General features: G+C 58.4%; 11 protein-coding genes and 1 tRNA gene. 7 read left to right on the forward strand and 5 right to left on the reverse strand.

Annotation, left to right across the window (positions count from 1 at the left end; translation table 11 throughout):
- Positions 1–73: 73 nt before the first annotated feature.
- Genes CW742_RS02990 through iorA form a run of 3 tightly spaced genes read right to left on the reverse strand, consistent with a single transcriptional unit; the run spans position 74 to position 3,141 of the window.
- A complete protein-coding gene (locus CW742_RS02990) occupies positions 74–790 on the reverse strand; it encodes a site-specific DNA-methyltransferase (RefSeq protein ID WP_292416240.1) in 717 nt (238 codons plus the stop codon).
- Positions 791–1,375 (reverse strand): indolepyruvate oxidoreductase subunit beta, encoded by a 585-nt coding sequence (locus CW742_RS02995; RefSeq protein WP_292416243.1) that lies wholly within the window; start codon positions 1,373–1,375, stop codon positions 791–793.
- Complete coding sequence (iorA, locus tag CW742_RS03000; protein ID WP_292416245.1) at positions 1,372–3,141, reverse strand: indolepyruvate ferredoxin oxidoreductase subunit alpha; 1,770 nt, start codon at positions 3,139–3,141, stop codon at positions 1,372–1,374. Before iorA ends, CW742_RS02995 begins: the two co-directional genes overlap by 4 nt.
- A 148-nt stretch (positions 3,142–3,289) precedes the next feature.
- Between iorA and CW742_RS03005 the strand changes: the two genes are divergently transcribed.
- Positions 3,290–3,363 (forward strand) — tRNA-Ile (locus CW742_RS03005).
- A gap of 95 nt (positions 3,364–3,458) precedes the next feature.
- On the opposite strand, the gene CW742_RS03010 is transcribed toward CW742_RS03005, so the two are convergent.
- Positions 3,459–3,998, reverse strand: coding sequence for a hypothetical protein (locus CW742_RS03010; RefSeq protein ID WP_292416246.1), 540 nt, complete (start codon positions 3,996–3,998; stop codon positions 3,459–3,461).
- Positions 3,999–4,191: 193 nt separating this feature from the next.
- Here CW742_RS03010 and CW742_RS03015 point away from each other — a divergent pair, with 193 nt between their 5' ends.
- The 5 genes from CW742_RS03015 to CW742_RS03035 all read left to right on the forward strand — a co-directional run bounded on the left by CW742_RS03015 (position 4,192) and on the right by CW742_RS03035 (position 7,417).
- A complete protein-coding gene (locus tag CW742_RS03015; RefSeq protein WP_292416248.1) occupies positions 4,192–4,659 on the forward strand; it encodes a metal-dependent transcriptional regulator in 468 nt (155 codons plus the stop codon).
- Positions 4,660–4,667: 8 nt separating this feature from the next.
- Entirely contained in the window at positions 4,668–5,477 is an 810-nt protein-coding gene (gene cbiQ / locus CW742_RS03020) for a cobalt ECF transporter T component CbiQ (RefSeq protein ID WP_292416250.1), read from the forward strand.
- A gap of 3 nt (positions 5,478–5,480) precedes the next feature.
- The gene (locus tag CW742_RS03025) at positions 5,481–6,371 is read left to right on the forward strand and encodes an energy-coupling factor ABC transporter ATP-binding protein (RefSeq protein WP_292416252.1); all 891 of its coding nucleotides are present in this window, start codon (positions 5,481–5,483) and stop codon (positions 6,369–6,371) included.
- A gap of 117 nt (positions 6,372–6,488) precedes the next feature.
- On the forward strand, positions 6,489–7,139 hold the full coding sequence (locus CW742_RS03030; protein ID WP_292416254.1) for an energy-coupling factor ABC transporter permease: 651 nt from the start codon (positions 6,489–6,491) through the stop codon (positions 7,137–7,139).
- Entirely contained in the window at positions 7,136–7,417 is a 282-nt protein-coding gene (locus CW742_RS03035) for a hypothetical protein (protein WP_292416256.1), read from the forward strand. The genes CW742_RS03030 and CW742_RS03035 overlap by 4 nt, the downstream gene beginning before the upstream one ends.
- Positions 7,418–7,444: 27 nt before the next feature.
- Here the strand turns inward: CW742_RS03035 and CW742_RS03040 are convergent, their stop codons facing one another.
- The gene (locus CW742_RS03040; protein WP_292416258.1) at positions 7,445–8,701 is read right to left on the reverse strand and encodes a tRNA (N(6)-L-threonylcarbamoyladenosine(37)-C(2))-methylthiotransferase; all 1,257 of its coding nucleotides are present in this window, start codon (positions 8,699–8,701) and stop codon (positions 7,445–7,447) included.
- Positions 8,702–8,764: 63 nt separating this feature from the next.
- Between CW742_RS03040 and CW742_RS03045 the strand changes: the two genes are divergently transcribed.
- The coding region (locus CW742_RS03045; RefSeq protein ID WP_292416260.1) for an aspartate dehydrogenase domain-containing protein at positions 8,765–9,308 on the forward strand (544 nt) is incomplete at its 3' end.

A 9,308-nucleotide genomic window follows, 5' to 3' on the forward strand; every position in this document is an offset into this window, starting at 1 on the left:
GTACTGAGGGAGGGGTAGGTACCCCTCCTGCATTTTTCCCGGACCGGGGCCCATCAATAAACCTGCCGGAAGTTTATTGCTCTTCCAGGCAGTTTTTTGCAAAGGTAAAGTATTCCGGGACGATCTCGAACCCAAGGAAATGCCGGCTTTCCTGCTGTGCCACCAGCGCAACCGTGCCAGAGCCAAGGAATGGATCCAGGACCAGATCACCGGGATTGCTGGAATACAGGAGGATCTTCCGGACCAGTTCCCGGGGGAGCTTGGTCGGGGTTTTCTTCTTACCCTTCCAGTACTCCCGGTTGATCACCCAGACATCCTCGGGGTAATGGTCGATCTTGTTGAACGTGTACTGCTTTTGGTCCTTTGCCACGAACAGGATATGATAGTGGCTTGTTACATACTTCTTCTTCGTGAAGACCCCGAACTGGTATTTCCAGATGAGATGGTTGATGGTGGTGAGCCCAGCGTCATCAATCCCTTCGAGAATGTCCCGGAGCCGGTTCCACCCGGAAAAGATGTACATGCTGCCGGTCGGGGAAAGAACGCGGGCCGCTTCGGTAATCCACTGGCGCGTGAACTCCCCGTACTCTTCTTCCGGCACCTCGCGGTAGCCTTCAAGAACATTGGCCCTCTTCCGGTTGTAGTTGAGCCGGTGGGCACGGAAATCGATCGCAAACGGTGGATCGGTGACGATGAGGTCTACCGTACCATCCGGGATACGGGGGAGAAGTTCGAGCGCGTTGCCCTGGTACAGGGTATCCGGCCGGAACGCGCCGGGCTTCTTCTTCATTCAGCTCTTCCCGCCGGCGTCCCGCCCCATCTGGAAGGCCTTTGCATTAATCTCGATAGTCTTTTTCGGGACCAGCCGCTTGACCGCTTCGAGCAGGCTCTCCGGTTTTAAGGGTATCCAGCGGGAAGCTGCCCCGAGCATAACCACATTCTGGGAGAGCGGGCTTCCCGCTTCAGTAGCAATCCGGTCCGCGTCAATGAGACAGAGCCCGTACTTCTTCAGCGCTGTAACGATCTCCTCCTCAGTCGGAGGAGTAAGTTTCTGGGTATAGACCGATGTCGGAATAACGAGGTTTTTACTGACAACTGCGGTTCCCCCGCTCTTCAGGTAATGCGAGTACCGGAGCGCCTCCAGCAGATCGAACGAGATCAGGAGGTCTGCCTGCCCGGGGGCGATGAGGGGGCCATACAGCCCGTCGATCCGGATGTGGCTCTCCACGGACCCGCCTCGCTGGGCCATGCCGTGCGTCTCCGCTCCCTTGATGTGCCGGCCCTCGATAAGGCAGGCCTCACCGAGGATATTGGAGGCAAGGATCGTGCCCTGCCCACCGATACCGACGATCAGGATGTCATAGCTCCCGGTCATTTCTTCCCCTCCTTCCTTATCGCCCCGACAGGACAGAGCCGGGCACAGACCGCACAGCCGCTGCAGAGATCATTGATCCGCGCTTTCTCATCGGCAAACTCGATCGCCGGGCAGCCGAACCGGACACAGGTCCCGCACCCGGTGCAGGCTTCGGCATCGACCTCGTACCGCCCGCGTTTTATTCCCATGCGTCGGGCGGTGATGACGCACATCTGCTTGGCAATGATCACCTTGACGCCCTTCCGCTTCTTTGCCTCCGAGAGGACATCCACCATGCCGGTGACATCGTAGGGGTCAAGGGTCTCGACAAAGGTTGCCCCGCAGGCCCGGCAGACGGCATCGAGCGAGATGGCCGGGGTCTCCACCCCACACGCCGTCAGGCCGGTGTTCGGGTTCGGCTGGTGGCCGGTCATGGCCGTGATCCGGTTGTCGAGGATGACGACGGTCATGTTCGCGCCATTGTAGACGGCGTTCATCAGGCCCTGGATACCCGTGTGCAGGAACGTGGAGTCCCCGATCGTACAGACCACATCATGGGTCTCACCGGAGTGGGCGATCCCGCTGCCAACTGTTATCGACGCGCCCATGCAGATGGTCGTGTCCACGGCCCCGAGCTGGAGGCCGAGGGTATAGCACCCGATGTCGCTGGGATAGATCCCGTCACGGAACACTTTCTTGATTGCATAGAATGCCCCGCGGTGCAGGCATCCTGCACAGAGAATCGGGGGGCGGACCGGCAGGTCCGTCACAGGCGCGGGCGCGGCAAACGGGCTCTTGTTAAGGAAGCCGGCCTTCTCCATAATCGCTGCAACGGCCTGCGGGGAGAGCTCTCCTTCCCACGGGGCATACCCGTTCTTCTTCCCAAAGACCGTGACGGTGCCTGCTACCTGCCGGACAACCTCCTCGACTTCGGGAGCCAGTTCCTCGATCACAAGGACTTTTTCATGCTTTCGGACGAATTCCCCGAGCCATTCCTCATCGATCGGGTAGGCTGCGATCTTCATGAAGGACACGCCCTCGGGCAAAAGTTCCTGCACATAGGTGGTCCCGATCCCGCTCGCGATGACCGCAGTCTTCCCCTTCACCTCGCACCGGTTAAACCCCAGCTCCACGAGCCGCTTCCGGATGGCCGGCTGCTTCTCGTTGAGCTTCTTGTGGAGGACGCGGGTGTGCGCCGGGATCACGACATACTGGCGCGGGTCCTTTTTGAATTCACCGTTCCGGGTGCTCTTTGCTACGGCACCCAGTTCGACATCACCTTTCGAGTGGCAGATGCGCGTTGTGGGGCGGAAGATGACCGGGAGACCGAATTCCTCGGACAGTGAAAACGCCGCCGGGATCATGTCGTGCGCCTCCTGCACGCTTGCCGGGTCGAGACAGGGCACCCGCGCGAAGTGCGCATAGCACCGGGTATCCTGCTCGTTCTGGGAACTGTGGGCGAACGGGTCGTCCGCGCTCAGGATGACAAGGCCGCCGGTCACGCCGGTATAGGCGCTCGTCATCAGCGGATCGGCAGCAACATTGAGACCCACGTGCTTCATGGTGCAGATGGCGCGGACGCCGCACCATGCCGCGGCAAGCGCATTCTCCAGCGCCACCTTCTCGTTCACCGACCATTCAAGGTAATTCGGCCGTTCCGGCTGTGCCCGCAGCGTATCGATCACTTCGGACGACGGGGTTCCCGGATAGCCGCAGACAAAGTCCACACCCGCTTCGAGACAGGCATGCGCTATTGCTTCATTCCCGAGGAGATACTTCCGTTCCATGATCCCAGTTCCGTATAATTACCGTGGTGTTTTCACACATATCCCTATCTGAAGATCCCGAAAAGAGATCCGTTACGTGCGCTTGTGGATTCACAACCTATAAAAACTCTGATGGAGTAGTAATTAGGGTAAAATCCAGCCAACTATCGGGCCCGTAGCATAGCCAGGTGGTGCGCCCGGCTGATAACCGGGAGGTCATGTGTTCGAATCACATCGGGCCCATCGCATTTTCATCGTTTTTACCGTTTTTAATACCTGAACAGCAACGAGACCTGACGGTCTTTTTAAAAAAATGTCAAAAAAAGAGGAGGGCGGGATCATTCCTGCTTTTTCTTCCCGAACACGTACCCGATGACAACCTCCAGCGAGGCAAGGAGCGCCTCCTCGTTCTTGAGATAGTCATGCAGTGCACGGTACAGCATGAACATAATGTCATAGCCGTAGACCTCAAGCGCCCTCTTTGCAGTGACGGGGTTGAGATAGGAGTCCGTGAGGAACCCGTCAAAACTGTACATCAGCTCGAAGAAGTCGCCGTCCTCTGAGAGTACACAGAACTGGTCGACAACGGGCATTGAGGGATTATCGGGACGGAATGCAGCAGGTTGTTCGGACTTGCCAAGAATGATCATCTTCTGGGGGTAATACTGGGGGTCGTAGATCTCCCCCTTGGTGTCCTGCTTGCCCTTCCTGAGCATGTTGAGGCCCACGATCTTCACCACCGGGATTGCCGATGATGCCATCTTTTGTAAGAGCCGGGCCTCGTTCTCCTGTATCGTTCCCGCCAGTGCCTTCTCGTTCTCCTGCAGTGCCTCAATCTTCTGCATGAGGGCGTCAAAGCCCTTCTCGACATCGTCCATTCTCAAAAACTCCCCGTGTACCGGTCTGTATCGAAGATAAGAAATGTTCATGCCCGGGCTATAAAACGACTCCTTTCCGGTCCTGATCATCCCGGTAAGACGGGACATGCCGCAGAAGAGGGGACAGGGCGGCTTCAGAAAAAATTTGGTATTCCCCCAAACTTTATCCGCGATCACCGATAACCAAGGATAGATGACACCGGTCGAAGGGCTCGAACTGTCGCCACGGAAGGTCGGGTTTCTTCGCTACCTTTCAGAACGGGGCGGCAGTGCGCGGACAACAGAGATCGCCGCCCACTTTGGCGTTGATCCCTCGACGATAACCAAAATTATCGGGGACCTTGCTGAGACGGGATACCTGCACCATACCCCTTACTATGGCGTCTGCCTCACCGATGAGGGAAAAAAGTACGCGGGATTCCTGGTAAAGCGTCACCGTATCCTGAGTCTTCTCCTTGTCAGGAACGGGCTCTCCCGCGAGGAGGCCTGCCGGGAAGTCTCCCGGTTCGAGAGTTCCATCTCCCGCCATGCTATCGACACCATGTGCCGGGCCATGGGTCACCCGCTGCAGGGCGCCTGCGGGGAGATAACCCACGATGACGGGTGCATGGCTGACAATGCACGGCAGGAACACGGCAAGAAACGGAGAGTGCGCTCGTGAGCCCGTCCATGATCGCAGAACACATTCCGGACCTCGACCTCATCACCAGCTGCGCCGAACGGCAGGATTCCGTCTTCTCCCGGGCAAGTCCCTGGACCAAGCTCATCCTGCTCATCCTGATCGTCCTCACCATCACCCTGACGAGCAACCTTTTCATCCTTTCCGCCCTGTATGCCCTGATCCTCCTTTGCTGCATTGCTGCCGGACTCCCTATGAAAAAGATCATTGCCTGGTATGCCATGCCTGTGATCTTTGTGCTCTCGCTTGTGGGGATCCTGGTATGGACAGAACCCGGTGTCCCGCTCTTCACCATCCCCCTCGGCGTATTTGACCTCACGCTTACCGACCAGGGCGTCATCCTCGTTGTTACCCTGCTCATAAAGGCGCTCATCTCGGTCACGTTTTCGCTCTTCTTCCTCATGACAACGAAGTATGCCCACTTCTCGGCCATGGTCTCCCGCCTCTTTCCTTCACCGCTCGACCAGGTCTTCCTCCTTGCCTACCGGTTCCTCTTCCTGACCCTTGCCATGGCAGCATCTCTCTTAAAGGCCGTCCGCTCACGGGGCGGGGGGCTCATCCGGTCCATCCAGGTCCAGGGGCGCCTGTTTGCCGGTATCTTCGGTCTCGTCTTCATCCGTTCCTTCGAGCGTGCCGAACGTGTCGAGAAAGCGATGGTGGCACGGGGGTATAACGGGTCATTGTCCGCCAACACGAAGATCCCCGGGCCGGGGATTGCCGGGTATTTCCTGATCTGCGCAGGGTGTTCTGCGGTGCTCCTGATCCTCTGGATCTCCCCGCATGCCGCGGGATGGTGGTGAACCATGGCAATCATGCGCCACGATCCCGAACACCTGCACTGCGAGCATGGCGATCCCTCGCGCGAACTCATCCATGTTGACTGTGCGAGCCATACGTATCCTGACGGGAGCGTCGGGATCCACGAGATGTGCTTCCATGTCTTAAAAGACGAGATCGTTGCCCTGTGCGGTCCCAACGGCTCGGGCAAATCCACGCTCATCGAGCACCTGAACGGCCTGCTCCTCCCGACAAAAGGCGATATCGTGATCAACGGCAGGTCGGTCGCCCGCGGGGAACGCGAGGGCCTCTGGAAGGAAGTCGGGGTGATCTTCCAGCGTTCGGATGAGCAGTTGTTTGCGCCAACCGTGCTTGACGATGTCATGTTCGGCCCGCTGAACCTGGGAATGGCACCGGAAGATGCGAGAAGAGCGGCGCTCGAAGCGCTTGAAGCAGTCGGTGCCGCAGAGCTTGTAAGCAAACTTCCTAATTACCTGAGCGGCGGGCAGAAGAGGCTTGTCTCGATTGCCGGGATCCTTGCCATGAAGCCGCGGATTATTGCCATGGACGAGCCGACCTCCGACCTGGATCCCGTCCACAGTGCCCGGATCGAACGTCTCATCGTGGAGCTGAAAACACGCTATGGCATCAGTGTCGTGATCGCCACCCACGACCTCGAACTCGCGGCACGGATCGCAGACCGCATCTGCCTTGTCAGGGACGGGGCAGTCTTTGCAGAGGGGAGCCCGCGCGATGTATTCTATGACTCCGATCTTATTCATGAGGCGGGGCTGAAACAGCCGGATACGGTCATGACATGGCTTGAGTACTGCCGTTCACAGGGAGGAACCCGGGAAGAGCGGCCGGTCACGAGGGATGAACTGGTGCAGCTGCTTGGAGCGGGTCCTGGCAGGTAACCGGAACAGAGAGAACCGGAAAGTTTGGTGCGTCACCAAATTTTTCCTCAGGTTTTTATATTCCCCATGATAATGGTTGATCAGACAGCATCATTCACAAGGGGAGACTGATAAGCCATGGCACACATCCATCTCGAAGACGGGGCATTTTCGCTCACCTGGGTCCTTGTCTGGTGGCTCCTTGCCCTTGTTTGCATCGGGATTGCGCTCTGGATCTTACGGTCGAAGGGGCACAAGGATACCGGCAGGATCACCATCGCCGCGTTTGTGACGGCAACAGCGTTCGCGCTCTTCCAGGTCAATATCCCGCTCTTTGGCGGGGTCCACCTGAACCTGACACCCCTTGTCGGCATCCTTGCCGGGCCGGTGCTCGGCTCCCTCGTGGTACTGGTCATCAATATCCTCTCGGCAGCCATCGGCCACGGGGGTTGGGGCCTTGTCGGTGCAAACGTTCTCGTGAACCTTGCCGAGGTCCTCGTTGCATGGGCAGTCTTCCGGGGATCCCATACTTTCATTCCCGATCTCTTCTCCCGGGCAGGGATTGCCACATTTGCCGGTCTCTTCTGTGGCAACCTCATCATGATCGGGATCATCCTCATCTCCGGGGTCCAGGGGGTTACCCAGTCACCGGGACAAGTCCTTGCCGGCCTCTCTCTCATTGTCGCCGTGAACATGGGAGTTGCCGTGATCGAGGCTATCATCTCGGGACTCATTGTGCGCTATATCGGGAATGCAAGGCCGGACCTCCTGGGGGAGCAGAAACAATGATGGGGCTAAAGGAAAGGCGGGGGTTGATCCTCTTTTTCCTGATCGCAGCCATCCTTCTTGCCGCCGCGATCCTGGCATTCCAGGCAACCGGCCCTCAGGGCATCGAGGAACGGTTCCATTCGGCTGCCGGCCTTTCTCCTGAAGAGGAGGAGCATGCAGGACACGGGGAGGAGGGGGGTGCAGCGCTCGCCATCGAAGGCAACCCGCTGCTGTACGGGATACTCCTCTGTTGCCTTGTAATCGGCTGCGCTGCTCTTTACTATCATTACCGGATCTGATCAGGCTGCCTTCCGGTTCGGGGACGGTCATGTCACCCGCTCGCCAAGGAAAAAGTACTTCCGGTCTTTCCTGAGCACGGCACGCCCTTCATATCCCGCCGGCAGGTCTTCATTGATGACGATGCCCCGGTAGGATGGAGACCGGGCCATGACGGAGCCTTCCCGGATCGTTTCCGTGACAATGAACGGGACCTCCCGCCCAAGCCAGGGCCGGTTCACTTCTGCATAGACCTGTTCAGCGCAGGACAGCAGGAGACGGGAGCGGTCCTTCTTGACGGAATCGGGGAAATCCTTCATCTGCGAGAGCGGGGTGAAGGGCCGTTTCGAGTACCGGGTCACGTTCACCTTGTTGGGCCGGATACGACGGATGAGGTCGAGCGAGGCGGAGAAGTCTTCCTCCGTTTCCCCCGGGAATCCAACAATCATGTCGGTCATCACCGTGATCTCCGGGCAGCGTTTCCGGAATGCGGCGACAATGTCACAGAAGTCCAGGGCAGTATGTCGCCGCCCCATCTTTTCCAGGATGGTGTCGGATCCGGATTGTACCGGAATGTGGACGAACCGGAAGATCCTTTCTGCGGAGAATGCTCGAACGATCGCATCGAGATCGTCCATGACCGTTGCAGGGTTCATCATCCCGACACGGATGCGGTAACTCCCCGCGGGATCGCCAATACCCTCCAGCAGACCGGCAAGAGACAGGCCGATATCCTTGCCATAGGAACTGACATCCTGCGCTGTCAACTGGATCTCTGCGGCACCACAAGCAGCATATGCTGCCACCTGCCTGCGGATCTCGTCCGGCGGAAAACTCCGGAGCGGGCCCCGTGCCATGCGGGTGATACAATAGGTGCAGGTGCCATTGCACCCCTGTGCAAGCTGAACAATCCCTACGCCCCCGGCGGCAACCGTGCCCACCCGGTTGTACCACTCCTGTATGGAATCCGGGGAAATGAAACCGGGATTGCAAACAGAGAGGATAGCCTCCTTCTGGACCTGCGGCATGCAGCCGGTCACATACAGTTCCCGGTTCCGCAGCGCCGAGAGCCTTCTGAGCATCCGCCGCTCGGTCGGCCCGACAACAGTACAGGTGTTGACGATGACAACGTCGGCGTCATCCGGTGATCCCGTAATGGTGCAGCCGTGATGTTTCAACACTTCGGCGAGTTTTGCCGAATCCCCGAAATTATACCGGCACCCGTAGGTCTCGATACCAACCCTCCGGTTGCAGAGCCCGGGCGGCAGGTCCGCATAGTCACCGGATCGTGGTTCACCCCGCACCATCGTTTCGCCATATGATATTTCCGGACACAACACTTAACCGATTGCACCCGTAACCTGTTTACCATGTTACGGATCGGGCTGCTTGGATGTGGCAACATCGGGCATATCATTGCACGCCATGCAGGCCGGTTCACGATCGTGGCAGTGTTTGACCAGGTCCCTGATCGCGCCAAGGAGATCGAGGCAATTTCCGGTGCAGCAGCGTACCAGGAGTTCGATGCCTTTATCCTTGCTGACTTTGACATCGTGGTCGAAGCCGCTTCAGTCAGCGCGGTCAAACGGCATGCTCCGGACGTGCTGGCTCATGGGAAAGACATGGTGATCATGAGCGTCGGCGCCCTGACCGACCCGGGGTTCCGGAACCTGGTCCGGGCAAAGGCCCGCGAGAACGGCAAAAAAGTCTACATTCCGAGCGGGGCAATCTTCGGCCTCGACAACCTCAAGATCGGGAGGATATCGACACTCAGAAAGCTCCTGCTCCGGACAACCAAGAGCCCTGCAGCACTGGGAATCGAGGCTGACGAACGGCGGCAGATCTTCGCCGGGAAGGCAAACGAGTGCATCAAATCCTTCCCGAAAAACGTCAATGTATCGGTTGCCATGAGCC

Source organism: Methanoregula sp. (assembly GCF_002835825.1).
In the GTDB taxonomy this organism is placed as follows: Archaea; Halobacteriota; Methanomicrobia; order Methanomicrobiales; family Methanospirillaceae; genus Methanoregula.

What these genes read in the sequence shown, in the direction of transcription:
- CW742_RS03040 (WP_292416258.1), bottom strand. Translation starts at nt 8,701, where the DNA reads ATGGTGCGGGGTGAACCACGATCCGGTGACTATGCGGACCTGCCGCCC.
- CW742_RS02995 (WP_292416243.1), bottom strand. Translation starts at nt 1,375, where the DNA reads ATGACCGGGAGCTATGACATCCTGATCGTCGGTATCGGTGGGCAGGGC.
- iorA (WP_292416245.1), bottom strand. Translation starts at nt 3,141, where the DNA reads ATGGAACGGAAGTATCTCCTCGGGAATGAAGCAATAGCGCATGCCTGT.
- CW742_RS03015 (WP_292416248.1), top strand. Translation starts at nt 4,192, where the DNA reads ATGACACCGGTCGAAGGGCTCGAACTGTCGCCACGGAAGGTCGGGTTT.
- CW742_RS02990 (WP_292416240.1), bottom strand. Translation starts at nt 790, where the DNA reads ATGAAGAAGAAGCCCGGCGCGTTCCGGCCGGATACCCTGTACCAGGGC.
- CW742_RS03025 (WP_292416252.1), top strand. Translation starts at nt 5,481, where the DNA reads ATGGCAATCATGCGCCACGATCCCGAACACCTGCACTGCGAGCATGGC.
- cbiQ (WP_292416250.1), top strand. Translation starts at nt 4,668, where the DNA reads ATGATCGCAGAACACATTCCGGACCTCGACCTCATCACCAGCTGCGCC.
- CW742_RS03030 (WP_292416254.1), top strand. Translation starts at nt 6,489, where the DNA reads ATGGCACACATCCATCTCGAAGACGGGGCATTTTCGCTCACCTGGGTC.
- CW742_RS03010 (WP_292416246.1), bottom strand. Translation starts at nt 3,998, where the DNA reads ATGGACGATGTCGAGAAGGGCTTTGACGCCCTCATGCAGAAGATTGAG.
- CW742_RS03035 (WP_292416256.1), top strand. Translation starts at nt 7,136, where the DNA reads ATGATGGGGCTAAAGGAAAGGCGGGGGTTGATCCTCTTTTTCCTGATC.